This is a genomic window from Roseateles sp. SL47, assembly GCF_026625885.1.
GTDB lineage: Bacteria > Pseudomonadota > Gammaproteobacteria > Burkholderiales > Burkholderiaceae_C > Roseateles.
Genome location: NZ_CP113068.1, coordinates 381,180 through 401,246, shown reverse-complemented (window position 1 = coordinate 401,246; position 20,067 = coordinate 381,180). Strand labels below are relative to the sequence as shown.

General features: G+C 65.6%; 17 protein-coding genes and 1 pseudogene. 7 read left to right on the top strand and 11 right to left on the bottom strand.

The annotated features are described in order from the left end of the window. The first annotated feature begins 465 nt into the window (after positions 1-465). A complete protein-coding gene (locus tag OU995_RS01610) occupies positions 466-1,560 on the top strand; it encodes a glycoside hydrolase family 5 protein (protein ID WP_267833600.1) in 1,095 nt (364 codons plus the stop codon). A gap of 81 nt (positions 1,561-1,641) precedes the next feature. Here the strand turns inward: OU995_RS01610 and OU995_RS01605 are convergent, their stop codons facing one another. Then, positions 1,642-2,070 (bottom strand): VOC family protein, encoded by a 429-nt coding sequence (locus tag OU995_RS01605; protein ID WP_267833599.1) that lies wholly within the window; start codon positions 2,068-2,070, stop codon positions 1,642-1,644. A gap of 218 nt (positions 2,071-2,288) precedes the next feature. Here OU995_RS01605 and OU995_RS01600 point away from each other — a divergent pair, with 218 nt between their 5' ends. Beyond that, positions 2,289-3,929, top strand: a complete 1,641-nt coding sequence (locus tag OU995_RS01600; RefSeq protein ID WP_267833598.1) for a cellulase family glycosylhydrolase — start codon at positions 2,289-2,291, stop codon at positions 3,927-3,929. Between the two features lie 63 nt (positions 3,930-3,992). On the opposite strand, the pseudogene OU995_RS01595 reads toward OU995_RS01600, so the two are convergent. The 6 genes and pseudogenes from OU995_RS01595 to OU995_RS01570 all read right to left on the bottom strand — a co-directional run. Further along, positions 3,993-4,109, bottom strand: a pseudogene (locus tag OU995_RS01595) (GNAT family N-acetyltransferase); the annotation flags it as partial. Between the two features lie 61 nt (positions 4,110-4,170). Next, the gene (locus OU995_RS01590) at positions 4,171-5,409 is read right to left on the bottom strand and encodes an AGE family epimerase/isomerase (RefSeq protein ID WP_267833597.1); all 1,239 of its coding nucleotides are present in this window, start codon (positions 5,407-5,409) and stop codon (positions 4,171-4,173) included. A gap of 32 nt (positions 5,410-5,441) precedes the next feature. Continuing rightward, positions 5,442-6,431 (bottom strand): LacI family DNA-binding transcriptional regulator, encoded by a 990-nt coding sequence (locus OU995_RS01585; RefSeq protein ID WP_267833596.1) that lies wholly within the window; start codon positions 6,429-6,431, stop codon positions 5,442-5,444. A gap of 126 nt (positions 6,432-6,557) precedes the next feature. Beyond that, a complete protein-coding gene (locus OU995_RS01580; protein WP_267833595.1) occupies positions 6,558-6,974 on the bottom strand; it encodes a hypothetical protein in 417 nt (138 codons plus the stop codon). A gap of 77 nt (positions 6,975-7,051) precedes the next feature. Beyond that, positions 7,052-7,558, bottom strand: coding sequence for a hypothetical protein (locus tag OU995_RS01575; protein ID WP_267833594.1), 507 nt, complete (start codon positions 7,556-7,558; stop codon positions 7,052-7,054). 199 nt (positions 7,559-7,757) lie between these two features. Further along, a complete protein-coding gene (locus OU995_RS01570) occupies positions 7,758-8,258 on the bottom strand; it encodes a GNAT family N-acetyltransferase (protein WP_267833593.1) in 501 nt (166 codons plus the stop codon). A gap of 156 nt (positions 8,259-8,414) precedes the next feature. Between OU995_RS01570 and OU995_RS01565 the strand changes: the two genes are divergently transcribed. Beyond that, entirely contained in the window at positions 8,415-9,128 is a 714-nt protein-coding gene (locus OU995_RS01565) for a hypothetical protein (protein WP_267833592.1), read from the top strand. 250 nt (positions 9,129-9,378) lie between these two features. Further along, positions 9,379-10,293, top strand: a complete 915-nt coding sequence (locus OU995_RS01560) for a 4-hydroxy-tetrahydrodipicolinate synthase family protein (RefSeq protein ID WP_267833591.1) — start codon at positions 9,379-9,381, stop codon at positions 10,291-10,293. A gap of 30 nt (positions 10,294-10,323) precedes the next feature. On the opposite strand, the gene OU995_RS01555 is transcribed toward OU995_RS01560, so the two are convergent. Both OU995_RS01555 and OU995_RS01550 read right to left on the bottom strand, forming a co-directional pair. Next, on the bottom strand, positions 10,324-10,647 hold the full coding sequence (locus OU995_RS01555) for a hypothetical protein (protein WP_267833590.1): 324 nt from the start codon (positions 10,645-10,647) through the stop codon (positions 10,324-10,326). Between the two features lie 22 nt (positions 10,648-10,669). Beyond that, positions 10,670-11,176, bottom strand: a complete 507-nt coding sequence (locus tag OU995_RS01550; protein WP_267833589.1) for a hypothetical protein — start codon at positions 11,174-11,176, stop codon at positions 10,670-10,672. Positions 11,177-11,388: 212 nt separating this feature from the next. Here OU995_RS01550 and OU995_RS01545 point away from each other — a divergent pair, with 212 nt between their 5' ends. After that, positions 11,389-11,964 (top strand): hypothetical protein, encoded by a 576-nt coding sequence (locus OU995_RS01545; RefSeq protein WP_267833588.1) that lies wholly within the window; start codon positions 11,389-11,391, stop codon positions 11,962-11,964. Between the two features lie 40 nt (positions 11,965-12,004). Here the strand turns inward: OU995_RS01545 and OU995_RS01540 are convergent, their stop codons facing one another. After that, positions 12,005-13,912, bottom strand: coding sequence for an AAA family ATPase (locus OU995_RS01540; protein ID WP_267833587.1), 1,908 nt, complete (start codon positions 13,910-13,912; stop codon positions 12,005-12,007). A gap of 11 nt (positions 13,913-13,923) precedes the next feature. Beyond that, positions 13,924-15,831, bottom strand: a complete 1,908-nt coding sequence (locus OU995_RS01535) for a DUF1631 family protein (RefSeq protein ID WP_267833586.1) — start codon at positions 15,829-15,831, stop codon at positions 13,924-13,926. 812 nt (positions 15,832-16,643) lie between these two features. Between OU995_RS01535 and OU995_RS01530 the strand changes: the two genes are divergently transcribed. Then, positions 16,644-17,678, top strand: coding sequence for an ABC transporter substrate-binding protein (locus OU995_RS01530; protein ID WP_267833585.1), 1,035 nt, complete (start codon positions 16,644-16,646; stop codon positions 17,676-17,678). After that, positions 17,675-20,026 carry a PAS domain-containing protein gene (locus OU995_RS01525; RefSeq protein ID WP_267833584.1) on the top strand — a complete coding sequence of 784 codons (2,352 nt, stop codon included), beginning with the start codon at positions 17,675-17,677 and terminating at the stop codon, positions 20,024-20,026. The genes OU995_RS01530 and OU995_RS01525 overlap by 4 nt, the downstream gene beginning before the upstream one ends. The last annotated feature ends 41 nt before the right edge of the window (positions 20,027-20,067 follow it).

Sequence of the window (20,067 nt, the reverse complement as noted above, 5' to 3'; positions counted from 1 at the left end):
GTGTTGTTGACCCCTGGAGACGTTTACCAATGGAGACGAAGTTGTCCGCCGCAGGGACACAATGTGACGAAGTGGTAAAGCGCTTTCAACGAACATCGCGGGCCTGTTCTCCTGGATTCCACCGCCGCGATGAAGTGCCCCCGTCCTCCTCTGACTTCCAGCCTGGCTGCCTTGCTGGCCGCCGCTTCCATGACAGCCTGCGGCGGAGGTTCTGACAAGACGGATGCAAGCGCCGGGCCGGCGTCGCCGCCGACGGCATCTCCGGCACCCTCGCCATCGCCGAGCCCGAGCCCATCTCCGGCACCCGCACCGAGCCCGTCGCCCGCTCCCGCGCCGGTCCCCGCTCCTTCTCCAGCGCCCACACCGGCTCCGTCGCCGTCGCCGTCGCCCGCCCCAGCACCCGCACCCGCACCCGCACCCGCACCCGCCGGTGACCTGTCGGTCCCCGCCACCGGCAGCTTCGCCTTGCCCTTCAGCGTTGCATCCGACGGCCGCATCCTGGATGCCCAAGGTGCAGTGGTGTCATTGCGCGGTGTGAACTGGTTTGGTTTCGAAACCCCGGACCTGGTAGCACACGGCCTGTGGCAGCGCAATTACAAGGACATGATCAGCCAGATGAAGACGCTGGGCTTTAATGCCGTCCGTCTGCCGTTCTGCCCGACCACCTTGCATTCCACTGGCCGCCCGAGTGGCGCACTCAACACCACCGTCAATCCGGATCTGGCCAACAAGACCCCGCTGGAAGTGTTGGACCGGGTGGTGGCGGAATTCGCCACCAACGGCTTTTATGTCTTGCTGGACCACCACCGGCCGGACTGCAATGCCATTTCCACCACGCCCCAGATCACCGGCTACACGCTGGATCAATGGGTGGCAGACCTGCAGTTCGTGGCGAATCGCTACAAGAATGTGCCCAATGTCTTTGCGATTGACCTGAAGAATGAGCCGCATAGCGTGAGTGGCAGCGGTGCGTTCTGGGGCACGGGCGACATCAACAATGACTGGAAGCTGGCAGCCGAACGAGCCGGCAGCGCGGTACTCGCTTCCAACAGCAAGCTGCTGGTGTTTGTGGAAGGGGTCTCGGACAACGGTGGCCGCTGCGAGAACTCTGATGCCCATTGGTGGGGTGGCAACATCGAGCCGGTGAGCTGCTACCCGATGGATGCAAGCAAGATCCCGCGCAGCCAGCTGGTGTTGTCCCCGCATCTCTATGGCCCGTCGGTGAGCAACCAGCCGTATTTCAATGACGGCACCACCTTCCCCAACAACATGCCAGCGATCTGGCAGAACCAGCTGGGTCGGTTCATGGGGTCTTATGCCGTGGTGCTGGGTGAGTTCGGCGGCAAGTTCGTCGACAAGGACCGGCAGTGGCAGGTCAAGTTTGTGGATTGGCTGAAGTGCAAGGGCGTGCGCAACTTCTTCTACTGGTCCTGGAATCCCAATTCCGGCGACACGGGCGGCATCCTGCAGGACGACTGGCAGACGGTGTCCCAGGACAAGTACAACAACCTCAAGCGCCTGTGGGACGGTTCAGCGGTGGATACCGCCGTCTGCCAATAAGCGCTCTGGCCGCTGCCCGGCGACGGCACCCTGGCAGGCTCTTGTGACCTGCGTGGATGTCGTCCGCGCAGCGTCGCGCCGTCAGGCAGGGCTTCCGTAGGGCAGCTCGTTGTGCCGTTCGATCGGAGCATGGCACACCACGCAGATCTTGTTGCCGTCCGGGTCGCGGAAGTAGGTGGCGTAGTAGTGGGCGTGGTACTCCGGTCTCAACCCAGGCGCCCCTTCATCCCGCCCGCCCCCGGACAAGGCCAGCGCATGGGCCGCATCCACCTGGTCGCGTGACTGCACCTGAAACGCGACCATCGTGCCATTGCCCGCCGTGGCCGGTTCTCCATTGATGGGGCTGCCGATGATGAAGAGAGGGCGCACGCCGGGCGACGATTCCCAGCCGGCCCATGGACGCGAGTGGTCGGAAAAACGCGGCCGCGCGCCGATCAGCGCCATGAGCGGGTCGTAAAACGCCTTGGCTTCATTGAAATTGGTAACGCCGAGGAAGACGTGAGAGAACATGCCTGCTCCATGCACCGTCAGGTGCGGCCGCAGCTTACTCCAGGTGCGGCAGCGGCGCTCTCCCTACATTCGGTGAGGGGGGGAATGCTTGCTGCGAATGGACCACTTTCATTGCATTCCGGCAAAGCATCCATAAGGTTCTCTTACCATTTATTGCTGGATGCTTACCGGCACTGCCGCACACTGATTGCCTTCAAAGTGAATGAGGCATTGTCATCATGCGCGCTCTCCCTCGCCAATTTCTCCTGCGCAGCAGTCTGGTGGCCATGGCATTTGGCGCCATGGCACCGGCCCATGCGGCCCTCAGCGTCACAGTGGCGCAGGACGTCTGGACGGGCGGCTTCTGCTCCCACGTCACCATTCGCAATCCCGGCACCTCGGCCAGTGGCACCTGGACGCTGCAATTCGATCTGCCCAATGGACAGATCAACAACAGCTGGAGTGGGCAGTTCACTCGCGTCAATGCTTCCACCTATGCGGTGACTGGTCTCAGCTGGAATTCGCCGGCCGCAGCGGGCCAGAGCTTTGAGATTGGCTTTTGCGGCACTGGCACGGCACCCAGCAATGCGTCCTTCCGTATCAGTGAAGCGGGGGCACCTTCCCCTGCACCGTCCCCGGCTCCCGCGCCCTCACCGGCCCCAGCCCCGTCTCCGGCTCCAGCACCGGCACCGGCACCCACACCGGCCCCAGCGCCTTCACCAGCGCCAGCCCCTGCTCCTGCCCCCGGTGGCGACCTGTCCGTCCCCGCCGCAGGCCAGTTTGCGTTGCCCTTCAGCGTGGCCACGGATGGCCGCATCCTCGACGCCAAGGGCGCGGTGGTGTCTCTGCGTGGCGTGAACTGGTTTGGTTTCGAAACCCCGGACCTGGTGGCACACGGCCTGTGGCAGCGCAATTACAAGGACATGATCAGCCAGATGAAGACGCTGGGCTTCAATGCCGTCCGTCTGCCGTTCTGCCCCACCACGCTGCGTTCCATCGGCCGCCCGAGTGGCGCCCTCAATACCAGCGTCAACGCCGACCTGGCCAACAAGACGCCCTTGCAGGTGCTGGACCGCATCGTGGCTGAATTCGCCACACAGGGCTTTTATGTGCTGCTGGATCACCATCGGCCCGATTGCAATGCCATCTCCACCACACCGCAGATTCCTGGCTACACGCTGGATCAATGGGTGGCGGATCTTCAATTCGTGGCGGACCGCTACAAGAATGTCCCCAATGTCTTTGCGATCGACCTGAAGAATGAGCCGCACAGCACCGGGGGCAGTGGGGCGTTCTGGGGCACGGGCGACATCAACAATGACTGGAAGCTGGCAGCCGAACGGGCCGGCAGCGCGGTACTCAGCTCCAACAGCAAGCTGCTGGTGTTTGTGGAAGGGGTGTCGGACAACGGCGGCCGCTGCGAGAACCCTGATGCCCATTGGTGGGGCGGCAACATCGAGCCGGTGAGCTGCTACCCGATCGACACCACCAAGATTCCGCGCAACAAGCTGGTGCTGTCGCCGCACATCTATGGCCCTTCGGTGAGCAACCAGCCGTATTTCAATGACGGCACGGGTTTCCCCAACAACCTGCCCCCGATCTGGCAGAACCAGCTCGGCCGCTTCATGGCTCAGAACGCCGTGGTGTTGGGCGAATTCGGTGGACGCTTCACCGACAAGGACCGCCAGTGGCAGGTCAAGTTTGTGGATTGGCTGAAGTGCAAGGGCGTGCGCAACTTCTTCTACTGGTCCTGGAATCCCAATTCCGGAGACACCGGCGGCATCCTGCAAGACGACTGGCAGACGGTGTCCCAGGACAAGTACAACAACCTCAAGCGCCTGTGGGACGGTTCAGCCGTTGATGCGAACGTCTGCAAATAAGGCGTTCCAGGGTGTTCACAGCCGTCAGTGACCGCAGGTTTTTGCGGTCACTGACGCCAGCGCTCAGACCCCGACCGGTGCGCGGAGGTAATAGAGATCCAACTCTCCTTCTTCGGTGAGCTCGAACCCGTGCCGCTGGTAGAAGCGATTCGAATCGCTCTGCTTCAAGGCGCCCAGACGGATGCTCCGTTCATGGTCGTCATCGTTTTGTCTCCCTTGAGGCTGGGGGGCGAGGGTGTTTTCAGCGTCGCCAGCCCTGCGAGGGCAGTCGCTTCAGCACCTTCACGATGTCGTAGCAGGCGCCCATGGTGTGATAGTCCACCTTGCCTGCCGGGCTCTTCTCATCACTGAGCTTGTGGTTCTCTCGATCCAGGATGCGCCACCAGGCGCCGTGTTCATGGTCGACGAAATGGGTCCAGCTGTAGGCCCAGAGCCGCTGATACCAGTCCCAATAGACGGCATCACCGGTCCGTTCGGCCAGCAGGGCGGCGGCGGCCATGCTCTCGGCCTGCACCCAGAAATACTTGTCGGCGTCGCAGACGGTCAGGTCCGGCGCCAGCGAGTAGCACAGGCCGCCGAACTCGGCGTCCCAGCCACGGCGCACGGCCACCCGGAAGAACTGCGTGGCGGTGGGCAGCACCCAGCTCAGGTCCTGCTGCAGTGCGTCGTCATGGGTCTCCAATTGCAGCAGCAGCTTGGTCCATTCGGTGAAATGCCCAGGCTGATATCCCCAAGGCCGGAAGAGATTGGCCGGGTCATGCTTGTTGTACATCCAGTCCGGCTGCCATTGCGCGTCGTAGTGCTCCCAGACCAGCCCGCCACAGCGCTCGGCCTGACCTTGCGTGATGTTGCGTGCAATCAGAGCGGCCCGCTGCAAATACCGCAGTTCCTTCGTGGCGTCATAAGCGGCCAGCATTGCCTCACAGGCATGCATGTTGGCGTTCTGGCCACGATAGGGCGACAGCACCCGCCAGTCGGCACTGGCTTCGTCAGCATAGAGACCGTCGGTCTCGCTGAAGAAGCGCCACTCCATCAGCTCAAAGGTCTCCGCCAGCCACGGGCGGGCTTCTTCCACGCCAGCCATGAGGGCATGGGCATAGGCCAGCAGCACAAAGGCCATGCCGTAAGCGTGGCGCGTACCGTCCAGCACACGGGCCTGGCCGTCACGCCAGTCCAGCAGCCAGGCATAAGCACCTTGCGCCGGGTCGAAGTGCGCCTCCCGCAGGAAGCGCACGCCATGCCGTACCCCCTCCAGATGCGCCGGGTCACCAAAGTGGCGCCAGGCCATGGCGTAGGTGAAAACAAAGCGGGTGCTGCTGACCAGATGCCGCTGATGGGCGTCGTAGATGCTGCCGTCGTCCCGGAAGAAGTGGAAGAAGCCCCCGCTGGGGTCGATGCAGCGCGGGTGATAGAAGCGCATGGTGTGCTGCACATGGGCCAGCAGCACCTCGGGAGATCGGAAATCCGGGAGTGAAGACATGGGTGTGGACATGACGGGATTTGGGTTGAACCTCAGTCGAGGCTGGAGCTGTCACGCACGATCAATTCCACCGGCATGACCCGCTCCTGAGGGGTGTCCGCCTGCGGGCTGCGCAACAGCAGCTCCAGGCCCTGGGCGCCCAGCGCCTCCTTGTTCACTCGCACCGTGCTCAAGGGGGGGTGAGCGCTGGAGGCGCCGCTGATGTCGTCGAAGCCGACGATGGCGATGTCCTGAGGGACGCGCAGCCCTTCGCCCAGGCAATGCTGCATGGCGACCAGGGCGGCGTTGTCGTTGAAGCAGACCACCGCATCGGGCCGCTTGCGCAGGCTGAGCAGCCGTCGCATGGCAGCGGCCACACCGGCATCACCATCGCCCAGGTGCGAGGCCACGACCTCCAGGTCCGGGTCGGCCTGGATGCCGGCGTCAAACAGGGCCCGGCGATACCCCTGGGCGCGCTGCTGCAGGCTGTAATGGGCCGGTGACCCCGCGATCACCGCAATCTGGCGTCGGCCGCTGCGCAGCAAGTGGCTGGTGGCCTGGAAGCTGCCGTGCTGGTGGTCCGGATTGATGGAGGAAATGCCGTGGCGATGCATGTCCACGAGCACCATCGGTTTGCCGGTGCGGCGCAGGCTGTCGAGGATTTCCGGTTCGAAATAACCGGCGCAGAGATAGGCATCCAACTGCTGCTCGCGGCTTTGGTCGATGACCCGGTCGGTGGGGCCGGCCACGATGAAGGACAAGGTGAGCCCCTCGCGGCGGCAGACCTCTTCAGCGCCATGCAGCACGGACGAGAAAAACGGGCTGGAAGCCAGCGTGTTGTGCTGGCTGTGCAGCAGGAAGCCCACGCGCCGGATGCGATGGCTGCGCAGTTGGGAGAGGTCATATCCCAGGCGCGCCGCCCAGTCCTGCACGATCTGCCGGGTGTTGTCCGACAAACCGCCTTGATTGCGCAATCCACGCGACACCGTGCCGATCGACAGGCCGGATGCCTTGGCAATATCGCGGATGGTGACTGAACTCATGGGTGGCGCCGATTTTTTGAGCCGGTCGGCGACGGGTCAACACAAGCCCGCGATTTTTGCGCGTTGTTTAGCGCTGTTTACAAAACAGGCGGTGGGGCGGCGCGAGTGTCAGGCGCCTGCTGGCGCTCAGGCCTGATGTGGTTCTACCGCCGGACCCAGCGTGTGGTGGGGGGCAGCCGCGGCTTCCGCCGCCCTCTGGGCCGCGCGCTCGGCGGTCTTTTCTTCAATGGCCTCCCACAGCTTGGCGCTCACGTCCTTGGCGCCTGCCAGTCCGGCGCGGCCGGCGTAGTCCGCCAGCATGCCGCAGGTGACCTGGTCCTGCGCGGGAGGCGAGACAAAGCGGTAAAGGTTGCCGGAACTGGTCTTGGCAATACGCGCCACCCGGTCCACACCGCTGAGGGAGGAGGTGATGCGCACCGAGCCGGGGCCCAGTTCACTGGCGATATGCAACTTGCCCATCGGCGAGCGAAAGGCACGCCAGGGCCCCAGCACCACCATGGGCGCAGGGTCGCTGGGAAGGGCGTCGCGTTCGTTCTCGGACATGGTGCAGACCGGTAGAGGAGGGGCCAGGGCAAGGGTAAGGGTAAGGGCGCGGGGGCAGACGCTGTGACGTTCGCACGTCAGGCTGTGTAGCGGGCGCTCAGCTTCACATATTTCGGCTTGCCCTTGCGCATTTCCACCGAAAACGTCTGCTTCGACGACATGCGCACCAGGCTGCGACCGCCCACCCCCACTTCTTCCAGCACTTCGGCGCTGACATCGGCGGATTTGCCGTCGGACGCGATCTGCAGCGACTCGATGTTCATGTGTACGTTGATCGTCATGCCCGGCATTTCGGCCTTGGAAAACCCTTCGCGCAGGTAATCACACCATTGGGCTTTGCTGAAGGTGCGGATGTCCGACCCGGAGAACTTGAAGACCACCAGCCGGATGTCGGCATCGTCGGCGATCTGGTCGCACAGCACGGTGGCATTGCGATTCGCCGTGGCCTGCAGCCCCGTGTTGATCATGTCGCGCACCATGTCTTCATTGAGCCGGGATGGCTTGCAACCCGTGGCCAAGGCGGCCAGCAGGAGCGTCAGGCCGATCCGGCCCGGCCGCAGTCGATTCCAGCGTGTGAGCGCCATGCTTCAGATCCTCCCGTGACTGCACACTGGGCCGCCCAGGACCCGTCTGGGTCAGCGCACTGAAGGCGCAGCGGCCAGCCGCTCATTGGCGGCGGGTGCGTGTCGTGTTTGTGAAGTCGGCATTCTGCCGTCTTTTCTTGACGGTTCTGCAGGGGAGTGGTGCGTATTCATGGGGGCAGGGCTTGGCCCGCGTCGACGCTCAGTAAGGCAGGCGCAATTCCAGCACCTCGTCACCCAGGCCGTCCCTGAGGCCGGTGGGGGACCAGCCCAGGCGGCGGTAGAACCCGTGGGAGCGGTGCGCGGGGTTGTCCGAACAGCCCAGGAACAGACGCCGGTGGCCCAGGGCGGCCAAGTGGGCCACCATCGTGTCCAGCAGGCGCCGCCCCAGGCCCTGGCCTTCATACCTGGGCAGCATGGCCAGCACCACGATCTCGCCGCTATGGGCGTCGCCAAAGCAATACCCGGCCAATGTGCCGCCAGCCACGGGGTCTCCCGCCAGCGTGTCCCCCGCCAGGGCGCCGTGGACGATCGCTACCACGCCCGGCAGCGCAGCCTCGCGCACCTGCGCAGACCAGGAGGCTTCGGTGATGCCCAGTTCCGCCAGGCGACTGGCGGAGACCGCGTTCTCCCGGGTACGGCCGCGCAGGTCGATGCAGGCCGCGATGTCGGAAGGCAGCGCCGGACGGAGGGTGAGCGTCATGGGGGTGGCTGAAGTGCAATGCGGCGATCGTAGTCGTGATCCGCGCGCTTCATGTCGGCGTCTTTACCTCTGCCCAACCATGTTGCAGGCATGCAGCCATCGCATGACCACGTCCTTTGCTTAGCATGCGGCGTGCTTGAAGTGAGGCGATCGCCCTTGGTGCTCATACAGTCAGACAGCCCTGTGGTGGCATGGCGTTGGAACGCGCCTCCCTGGTTCCGCTCCCGTGGCCCCGCCCTGGCGGCCGTGGTGCTGGCGCATCTGTTGCTGCTGCTGTGGGCCTGGAATGTGAAGCCGCCGCCTGCGGATGAGCGAGACAACCGCCGCTCCAGCACGCTGCGCCTGTTGCCCTCCCCGTCCGCCCAACCGGACGCGGCCCGGTCCTTGGCCTCTGCCACGGTTCCTCCGCCAGCCCCGCCCTCCATGGCCGCGCCGTCCACGGCGTTGCCGCCCGGTCTGCGCACCCAGGTCAATCTGCTCTTTGAGCCGGCGGAGTGGACCTCTGCTTCGGTGCCGAACAGCAGCACGACCGCCGAGAGTCCTCAATCCTTCGGCACGGTGGGCCTGGACGGCGCCGCGCATGTGCCGGCTGCTGCCGCCTCCGGGGCGCAGCGGGTGGCCACCCGTCCGAGTCGTGAGGTGCTGCGCGGCTCGCTGGCCAACCCCGCCACGCTGGACCCGCGCAGCAACTCGCCGCGCCCGTCGATGGAAGAGAAACTGGCGCTGGACCTCAATCCGGACCTGTGCCTGAAAGAAGAGCGACAGCCGGACGGCACCATCCGCCGCTACCTGGCCAAGCGCAAGGAAGTCCCGACGGCGGCGCAGGCCTACACCAACATCCGTACCGAGCGCATCCGCGTGTGTTCCTGAGCCAGACCAGACCTGGCGGGGCGGCTGCTAGACTGCTTCTCATGCAATCCCGAACGCTTCCCCGCCCAACGGCAACCGCCGTGGCCGGAGGCATGGCCTGCAAAGCGAAAAAAACCCAGCTCATCTGACCGGAGCTGTGGTTCCGTCGTCGGATGAACGACGGAACCGGGTGGATAGCCAGCTCGACACACCACGCCCTTCGCTTGTCCTTCAACGGTGACCCTCGGTCTCACCCTGAAAGGACTTTTGCATGTCGATGTTCACGCCCGCGTCTCATCCTGAGGCAACGCTCGCCGATCCCTTCGCGGGGCTCTGGGTCCCGATCGTCACACCGTTCCGGGCCGGCCAGGTGGACCATCAGGCCCTGGGCCGCCTGACGCGCCATCTTGCCTCCGCCGGCATCGCCGGCTTCGTGGTGTGCGGCTCCACCGGTGAAGCGGCGGCGCTGGAGCCCGAAGAGGCCTGGGCCAGCCTGGTCACCGTGGCCGCCCATGCCAACGGCCTGCCGCTGATGATGGGAGTGGGCGGTGAACACCTCGGTCATGCCCGAGCGCGTGTCTGTGAAGCCGGGCGTCTGGCCCGGACGCAGGTGCCCACCTTGCGGGCCCTGTTGGTCTCTGCCCCGCAATATGTCCGCCCCAGCCAGTCCGGTGTGCGCGGCTGGTTTGAATCCCTGGCGGACAGCGGTGAGCTTCCGCTGGTGCTCTACGACATTCCCTACCGCACGGGTGTCAGCGTCCACCGGGACACACTGCTGGCCCTGGCTGCCCATCCCCGCATCCGGGCCATCAAGGACTGCGGCGGCGACCTGGGCAAGACCCTGGCGGTCCTGGCCGATGGTCGCCTGGCCGTTCTGGCTGGCGAAGACTTGCAGCTGTTCTCCCATCTGGCCCAGGGCGCTGTGGGAGCGATTGCCGCCAGCGCTCATCTGCAGACGGCGCGCTGGGTCCAACTGTTGAAGTGGGTGCAGCAAGGCCACCTGCGGGAGGCGCGAGCGCTGTGGGCGCAACTCGTCCCGATGATCGAGTTGTTGTTCTCCGAGCCGAATCCGGGGCCGGTCAAGGCGGCGCTGGCGCAGTCGGGCTGGATGGCCCATGAACTTCGGCCGCCGATGCAGCCGGTGAGCGAGGCCCTGGCGCAGCGGCTGAGAGCCCTGGCCGTGTGATCAGCCCGGCCGGGCGCGGTGTGCCCGCGCTCAGCCGTCCGGATGGTTCATGAAGCGGGCCCGCTTGCGGATCCGCAGGTAGCCCTTCTTGCGCAGCATGCGGACCGTGGGGTAGCTCATCAAGGCGCCCACGGCCGTGGCCCCGCCCCAGGCCGGCACCGCCATCACGAAGCCGCCGAACACATCCGCTCCCCGGCCGCCGAAGGCATCCGGCCAGAAGCACAGGCCGGCAAAGGCGCCCACACCGCACAGTGCGGCCAGGTTGATCACCCGCATGGGGTTCATGAATCCGCCCAGCAGGGCGCCGGCCAGAAAGCCGCTGAAGATCCAGTGCTGGAGTTGAAACGCTTGCATGGGGCGATGAAACGGCGAAGGGTTATTTGTGGGAGGTCTGCGTCAGTGCCTTGGCCAGCACTTCGGCGGCAGAAGCCACCACAAAGGCGGCCAATAGCTCCGGACTGGTGCCGAAATGGCTGGGATGCGCATCCCGGCGCAGGTAGTCGATGCCCGCCTGAAAGTGGGTGCGCACGCGACGGTGGGAACGTGCAATGGCGGTCTGGTCCAGGTCGATGTCCACGCCGGGGCCCTGATCCACATCCAGATCCAGCAGGTGGGTGGAGACGGTGTCGGCAAATTCCGGATGCACGTCGCCCAGGCGGATGTCCTCATCCGCTGACGGCAGACCGGACAGGACAACGGTGTCCACCAGCGCATGGAGCAGGTGCAGGCACTCGTCGAGTTGGCCCACCTGGCGGCAGACCTGCTCCATGGCCGATGCGTAATCCGCATCACAGGCCAACCGGACCGCGTCCACCGAGATGGCATGGTCCTTCAGCAGGCTCTGTATCTTGATTGCCGTTTCAATGCGTGCCGCGAGTGTCATGTCCGTGCCCTGTTTATTCGAATGACCGGCACTATCCCGCCCAGGCGTTTCACATCCGTTTCCGGTGCCAGGTGCCGCCGTTACGGGCCTGGCGTGTCCGAATCAGGGTTCGTCCGGATGTCCCTGTTACACCTGTCGAAACGCTGGTGAAACGGTTGTTACGCACACTTACGGCACCCGTGATGCTCCCTGCCCGACACGCCTGCCTGCCCATGAAAGACTCCAAGACGACGTCGTGGTGCCGAACCATCGGACGCGCCTTTGCGCGTTCGCTGGGCCTGGCCGGCAAGCCCGCCGCAGGGGTGGAAACGCGGCAGTTCGCCCCGACCCGCCCGTCGGCGGAGCCGGCGCCGATGCCGCCCGCTGGCCGTGCAGTGCCGCTGCGGGTGGATGCCCTGCGTGCGGCCTTGCAGGCCCAGCCTGCGCTGCGGGAGCAGCATGGGCATCTGGTCCTGCTGGAATTCGCCTGCTCGACCAGCGGAGACGACCCGTTTTCCCGCCTGCCACCGCGCACCCTGGATGTGGCCATCAAGCAGCTGGAGCAGGCGGCCCGGCAGTCGCCGACGCTGGATGTGCTGCGCCTGCAACTGGATCGGCACCTGCAGGAGCGCCGTTCGCGGGTGGAAGCGGTGCTGACCGCCGGTGATGCGGCGCTGAGCAACCCGGCGGTGACGCCGCTGGATGCGCAGGACCAGGCCGCCGCCATGGTGCCGTCCTGGCGCGACACGGTCTTCATGGATACGGTGCCGATGGACCCCAGCCCCGATCGGCGGACCGAACACGCCTGACCGAACATGCCTGACCGGTCACGCCTGACCGGTCACAGGCTCAGTCGGACGACGACCCCGTCGTCAGCTTGCGCTCATAGTCCGCCGCACGGGCCATGTCGCTGGCCATCCGCCAGTGGTGGGCCAGTTCAGCCGCCGTGGCGCCATGGCGCTCCAGCACGGCAGCGACCTCGCCATGCATGAACTGCCGCACCGTTTCCGGCACCGACTCATACACCACCGTTTCCAGCAGCGGAAACGCAAAGCCCTTGGCGTCAAACACGCCGGCCAGCAGCAGTTCATTCCATTTCTCGGCCACCCGCCAGGACGACAGCCCGGTGATGTCCGAGGCCATGCGCACCGAGAAGCTGCCACCCGCCACACTGGCCAGCCGCGCCACGCCCTCGGCGGTGGAGCTGCAGGAGCCCAGACGCTGCAGCAGCAGCGAGCGCATGGCCGGTGTCGGCACGCCCACCAGGCTGCCCTGGTCCTGACAGGCCTGCAGCAAGCCCATCAGGATGGCGGGGGTGCCGCCGCTCAGCCGGATGGCTTCTTCCACCAATGGGGGCGGCAGGGCGGACCCGTCCTCGTTGAGCATGCGCAGCACCGACGCACTGGTCAGCGCTGCCGGCTGCACCAGCTTCAGGCGGCCAGACGCCGCCAGCTTCTCGCACAAGGCCCGCAGGCGGCGCCGTGCCCGCATCGGCCGGTAGGCCAGCACAAAGTCGCACCAGGGCATCAGCGCTGCGCTTTCGGTGACCAGCGTGGACAGCACGTCCAGGCTTTCGTCGTCACACAGATGCAGGTCGTCCACCATGAGGGCGGTGTTCCGTTCCGGTCGGCTCAGCTGGATGACATCGAGGGCTGATTGCAGCAGCGAACGGGTCAGGGCCGGTGTGCCGAGTTCCGGTGCATGGGTCGGGTTCAATTGCTCCAGGAAGCGCTCGGCGCGCGCCAGGTCCTGCGGGCGGTGGTCGGGGTGGGCGCGCAGGCGGTCGATCAGATGCAGGGTGATGCGATGCAGGCTCGCCAGGGGGCGGCTGCTGTCCTGCTCGGTGATGCGCCAGTAGAGATCACCACGCTCCTGCGCCACATGGCGCAGCAGGGCGGACTTGCCCATGCCGCTGGGCCCTTCCACGATGACGATGCGCCGTTTGCTGATGGCGTTGGTGATCTGCTCGATCTCCACCTCACGCTGGATCAGCCGCCCGGCACTGCCCAGCTGCTGGCCCTCCGCGCGGGAGCGCAGGATCTGTCGGTGCAGCTCCACCGTGGTCCGGCTGGGATGTGTGCCCAGGTGTTCCTGCAGTTCCTTGCGGCAGCGCTCGAACACCGCCAGCGCGGCTGATCGGTCGCCCTTGGCCACCAGGGCCTTCATCAGCTCCTGATAACCCACTTCGCTGAGCGGATTGAGGCTGATCAACGCTTCCGCCAAGGCCATGGACTGGCTGAGGTCCACGGCCTCGCCGGCGCGTTCGAACCAGCCGATCAGGCTGCGGGTGAGCCGTTGCTCCATCTGTCCACGAGCCGCCGCCAGCCAATGGCCGGCCTCGGTCAGGCCTTCCGGCAGTTCCAGGCTGGAGAGCAGCCGCAAGCCGGCGGCACCTGACGCCAGACAGTTCAGCACCAGCTGGCTGTCCGGGGCCTGCAGGTCCACCCGGATGTGAGGCGCCAGCTCGATGATGTCGCCGGAGCTGAAAAGCTTGAGGTCGAAGGTCTTCTGGATGCGATGCAGCAGCACCCGCAGGTTGGTGCGGGCCGTGCTGCCGGACTGCGGCCAGAAGAGATCGGCCGCGCGGGTGCGCGGGATACCGCCTTCCAGTGCCACCATGGCCACCAGCGTGGCCACGCGTGCATCGGTGATGCGGGTGACGGTGCCGTCGTCACTGCGGCATTCCGCCTCGCCCAACAGCCGGATGGTGGCGCTGCGTTCGAGGATCTCGTCGGAGACGGGGGTGTCGCGGGTCATGGCCATCAGCCTCAGATCGGGGTGGCAAGACCTTCACGGAACAGGCGCAACAGCGCCCGCCGTGTCAGCTGATGGGTACCGCCGCCGTCCGTCTCGCCTTCAAACAGGAAGATCTGCCCGTCTTCGGCCAGTTCGACCAAGCGCACTTCCACCCAGGTGCCGGCCAGGAACAGTTCGATGAGGTCATCCTCCTGCAGCGCATTGACGCAGTGCTCTGCATCGGAGGTCGGCATGGCGGTGGTGAAGCCCACGGTGGTGTCGTCTGCGGCGGCCCAAGCCTGGTCACCGGGCTGGGCACCCCAGAAGTCCTTGCGGGGGGCGGACGGCGGTGGGGGCAGGGCGCTGTCGAGGCTGCCCACATCGCTGTCGGACCATTCCTCGCCTTCGCGCGACATCATCCCGGAGCGATCCAGGATGTCGGCAAGTTCGTATTTCTCGACGCTGGGCACCGCCACGCAGGCAATGCCGCGCTCCAGCAGCTTGAGCAGTTCCCCCTTCTCCTGCAGGCTGCTGGCGTCTGCGGTGAGGGTGTCTTTCTGCACGGCGCGCAGCATGCGCTCCACCGCGCCCCACAGCTCGGCATAGGCGGGCGACTTCGGGCCTTCGGCGACTTCCGCATGGGCCAGCGCTTCCGCCCAGTCCACCAGCAGAAACTGCCGCAGCCGGTATGGAATCTCCTGCGACGCAATCGCGCCATTGATCCGTTCACGGTGACGATTGATGGAGACGCTGCGGATCTGCCGGCGGCGTTCTTCCAGCCGCGCAAACTGCATCGATGCATGGCGACGGCTTTCCACCAGCTCGGCCGGACGCTCCTTCAGATATCGACGGATGCGGACCAGCACCTTGTCCAGCTCATGCAGCCGGCTCACGTCCAGCTGCAGCAGGCGCTGGATGGTCTGGTCGGCAAAGAGCACGAAGTCGTCGTGCACCACCCGGTCCTTGAGGCAGTGGTTCAGCGCGTACTGCACCAGCACGCTGCTGATCTCCCACATGTCGTGCTGGGCGGAATACAGCGCCGACGGCGTGCCAAAGGCAAAGCGGAGCACGGCCAGCTGCAGGCCGCTGAGCACACGGCGCAGTTCATGGGTGAGCCGCACATCGGCCAGGATGTCGTCGGTGCTGCGGATCAGCCGCGTGAACACCACCTCGCCTCCGGCCTTGGGCGAACCGGCCCGTGGTGCGCTGCCGCCCTCGAACGGGCGACCGTGCATCGGTTCCAGCTCCAGCGCCAGCGCTTCACCGCTGAGCCCGGCCAGCACATCCACCGGAATGTTGTGTTGCAGGGCGGACTGACGTTGGATGGCCAGCGGCCCCACCTCGGTCTGGCTGGACAGCCAGGTGCCAAGATTCGCATAAGTCGTTTTGGCGAATGCAGTGGTGGCCTCCAGCGAAACCCGCAGGCAGGCTGCGCGTTCTTCACGATGCAGGCCCAGGTCTTCCGCCAGCTTCCACACGGTGCGGGCGATGGCTTCGGGATGGAAGGGGTTGGAGCGTTCCGAGAAATCGGTCACGCTGCTCGACAGGGCCCGCTCGACGATGCGGATCTCCCATTCCGCCACCGAAAAGATGCCGGTCACCAGACGCGAGATGCCGATGCTTTCGCTCACCACATCGTCATCCACCAGCTCCATCTCGCTGGGCAGCATCGGCGGGCCACCAGCGCCATACCGGGGCTCGCTGCAGCGTTCGTTCATGCTGGAGAGCAGCAGGTTGACGATGCGTTCGGGGGCGCTGTGCTGCCAGCGGTCCAGGGCCCGCTGCACATGAAACAGCCGGTTGGCTTCGCCCACACTGTCGGCGCGGTTCTGGGCGCGCTCCAGCGCACTTCCGGTGGCGCTCACCCATTCCGCAGCCGCCACCACCAAGTCAGCGCGGCAGGCTTCGATCCAATCACAGGGCAGGGGCACGGCATCCATCTTTGACGGTCAGGCTCACAGGGCGCTATCGGGAACCCCGAAGCTTGGTCACTCGGACGGAACGCAGCGCAATCGAACAACGGAAAGCAGATAGACAGGGCATCGCGCAGACGCATGCGCGGTCGCGAATTGTCTGTATCCGCTTCCTTGCGCTTGTTTCAAGGCTGTCTGTTTTTGAAACAACCTGTAGGAAACGCGGGTCGGTGATGCGCCTCACGAGCGGAATTGTCAGGGCGGGTGACAGGTTGCGACCGGGCCAGCCAAGGCCGGATGAGGAACCCGACACGGTTTTGACCCCGGCCTGCGCGCCAATCGCCCGCGTTTTTGGATCACTCTTTCTGCCCGCTTTTCCCCCATTTGAGGGGGTAGGCCCACCCTGACGGGGAGTCCATCACAATCGAACAGGCCGGCCGGTTTGTTCAATATGTTGAACGTCCGTAGCATCTGCATCGGATTGCGATCGCCTTGCTCGCTGCATCACTTCGACGGGTTCCCATCCACGGCTTTTGCTTGCCTCCCCAACCGTCCCGGTGAGTCGTCTGGCAGGCATTCGCCCCTTGCCTCAGGGCCTCCCTACCTCTTTGCCGTTCCGGACCCCAATGAACCGACTGTCTGTCCAACAGCAGCCAGCCCTGGTCGCGCTTGTGGCGACCTGCGTCCGGTCTGTCGCTGCCAGCGTCACGCCCGCCACGGCCGTGGCTGAACGCTGCAACGACGACGAGAGGGCCAGCTTCTGATTCATCTGTGTAGGGAAGCGCCCTACAGCAACTGACGGACTTGCCCACTAGGGAAGTGGCAGGCGTCTCCCTAGCATGGGGAGAGTCTCCGAGAACGACGGTTTCATGCGCATCTTTTGTGTCCATCACCTGCCCGGTTGGCTCCGCAGTGCCCGATTGGGCATCGGCCTGTGCCTGGCTGGCTTTGGCACAGCGTCCGCCGCCAGCCTCACCATGGCGGTGGCGCGTGCGCCCATGTCGCTGCCGTTCTACGTCGCGCTGCAGCAGGGCTACTTTCGTGATGAGGGCCTGGACCTGATCGTGGCCGACTGCCTGGGGGTGCATCGGTGCCTGCGCCAGATGCAGGAGGGGCGAGCCAACTTCGCCACCGCCTCGGATGTGCTGGTGGCGGTGAATGCATTCCGGGGGCGCAATTGGCGCATGCTGGCCGCATTTGCCTCTTCGCAGGACGACCTCCGCCTGGTGGTGCGCAATGGCAAGGCCATCAGCGCGCCGAGTCAACTGGTGGGGCTGCGTGTGGGCATCGTCCCGTCGACCGCCAGCCAATATTTCTTTGATGCGCTTCTTCTGAATCAGGACGTGGATCCCCATGCGGTGAAGCAGATTCCGGTACAGCCGGAAGATGCGGCCCACCAACTGGCGCTGGGCCAACTGGACGCAGTGGCGGTCGGGGAGCCCTTTGCCACCCAGGCCCTGATGGCGGTGGGCCCGGCGGCAGCGGTGCTGGTCGATCACTCGGGTTACCGACCCATCTTCGCCGTGGTCAGCGCGCGATTGCCGGGGCAGCCGGGCACTGATCAGGAAGTCGCGCTGCTGCGTGGGCTGGACCGTGCCATTGCCTACATCCAGCGCGAACCCCGCAAGGCCCGGGAGACCATGCGCCAGCGCCTGCAGTTGCATCCGGAGCTGGCCGACCGCATCTTCGCCGGCCTGCAGTTCCGGCTCAATCTGGATGCCAATCTGGCCAAGGGCCTCGAAAGCCTCGGTCGCTGGGCGGTGCGTGAGCAACACGTGCAGCCGGGGCCGCAGCCGGATTTCAGCGCGGTCATTGATGTGGAGCCGCTGCGCAGGGCCAACCCTCAGGCCGTGGCCAGCGGACGCCAGCCATGAAGATCAGCCACCTGCTCCGGCTGAGTGTCCTGCTGGTGGTCCTGGTGGTGGCCGTGGTGGGCCATGGTGTGTGGCTGGCGGCGCAGGGCCGCCACGCGGCTGAGCGGGACCAGGAGCGCGCCCGTGCAGCGGCGCGCGAGGTGGTGGCGCTGCTACCGCTGACGCAAGACTATGCGCGGACCTGGAGCAGCGGCACGGCGCTGCAGTGGGAGGTCAAGCGCCAGGCGCTGGAGGCACAACTCACCTCGGATACCCGCGTGATGGCGGCCCTGGAGATCGAATCACTGCGGCAGGCCACGCGCTCGCTGGGGCAGCAGTTTGAGCGCTTCGTCGCTACCCAGGACCTGCCGGACAGTGACCTGGCCGAGCGCAAGCGCGCCCTGATGGTGGATCAGCTGCTGATCAGCACGCAGGCCCTGACGGACGACATCTTCCGTTGGTCGGTGAAGGCCTCCGAGCTGGAGCACCGGGCCGGGCTCATGTTCATGCGGGCGGCATTGACCGGGCTGGGCATCATGGCGGTGCTGGCGCTGCTGCTGGTGCTGCTGGTGGCGGCCAAGGTGCTTCGCCCTCTGCGGCGACTCGAAGCCCTGACCCAGGCACTGGCTTCGGGCGATCTGTCGGCGCGCACCACCTTCTCCTCCAGCAATGAGCTGGGTGCGCTGGCCAGCCGGTTTAACGCAATGGCCGAGGCGCTGGCCCTGCGGGAGCGCGAGCTGCAGGAACAGGTGGCGCTGCGCCAGGCGTCCGAGCAGCGCATTGCCGACAGCGAGCAATTCATCCGCAGCATCACCGACCATCTGCCGGTACGCATTGCCTACTTTGATGCGCAAGGACGCTATCAATTCGCCAATGAGGCGGCCTGTGAGCGGCTGTCGTTGCCCCGCGAAGCCATCATCGGACGAACACGCAGCGAGCTACTGGACGAGGACACCCTGGTGATCACAGCCGCGCCGCTGGCGGCGGCCTTGCTGGGACATGAACAGCAGTTCGAGCATGCCGAAACCTATGGCGGGCAGGATCGAGTGACCGACTGTCATTTGATCCCGGACCTCGATGCGGACGGCGCGGTGGTGGGCGTCTTTAATGTGTCCATCGACCTCACCGCGCGCAAGGCGGCGGAAGAGGCCCTGCGGGTGCTCACCGAAATCATCGAAACCGCGCCCGACTACATCGTGCAGGTCGACCGCCACGGCATGATCACCTACATGAATCCGTCCGCACGCCAGGCGGCCGGTATCGGGCCGGACGAGGACGTGACACGACGATCCTTCCTTGAATTCAACACCCGCGAGACGGTGGCCCGGTACGAGCGTGAGATCGTGACCCAGGTGACCAGCGGACGCCCCTGGCTCGGCGAAACCACGGTGGTGCTGGCGTCCGGCGTTGTGCCGGTCACCCACATGGTGCTGGCGCACCGCGATCAGAAGGGGCGTGTGGGCCGCTTTTCCTCCGTCATGCGGGACATTTCTGTGGAAGTGGCGGCCCGGGCCGAGTTGCGCCGCCAACAGCAGACGCTCAGCTCGGTGGCCGAAGCGCTGCCCGACTTCATCGCGGTGATTGATGCGCAGGGCCGTCATCGGTTTGTGAATTCCGCCTTCGAGCGCTGGATGGGGCAGCCGCGTGAGGCTCTGCTCGGCCGTCGTCTGGAGGAACTGATACCGCCGGACGTACTGGAGGAGGTGCTGCCCTGGGTGACCCGAGCCCTGGCTGGAGAGACGGTGAGCTACGAGGCGGAAACACAGATCAATCAGCAGCGCCGGGACATCCTGGTGAACTTCATCCCGCTGTGCCAGCCGGATGGCACGCAGGACGGGCTGGTGGCGGTCGGGCGAGACATCACGGTCCACAAGCAGCGCGAGAGCAGCCTGATCCGCATCAGCGAACGTGACCCGCTGACCGGCTTGGCCAACCGGCACGGGGTTGATGCCTTCGTCTCCCGTCACTCGTTGGAGGACACCAACGGCGTGGCCCTGCTCTATATCGACCTGGACCGCTTCAAGCCGGTCAACGACACCTACGGTCATCCGGTGGGCGATGCGCTGCTCAAGGCCTTTGCCGATCGCATCCGCAGCCAGGTGCGGCCCACCGACCTGGTGGCGCGCATTGGCGGCGATGAATTCCTGATTGCGCTGATGGGCGTGAAGTCCCGCAGGCATGCCGAACTGGTGGCCGACAAAGTGCTGGTGGTCGCGCATCGGCCCTTCGAGTTGGGACCTTACCGAGTGGAAGTCGGCGCGAGCGTGGGGATCGCGCTGGGCACGGTGGATGGCTGGCAAGGCTTGATCCACCGCGCCGATGCCGCGGTGTATGCGGCGAAAGCGGCCGGGCGGGGACGTCGGGCCTGACTCGGAGCGTGGGTCGCGACCAATGTCCTTGGTTGTGATCT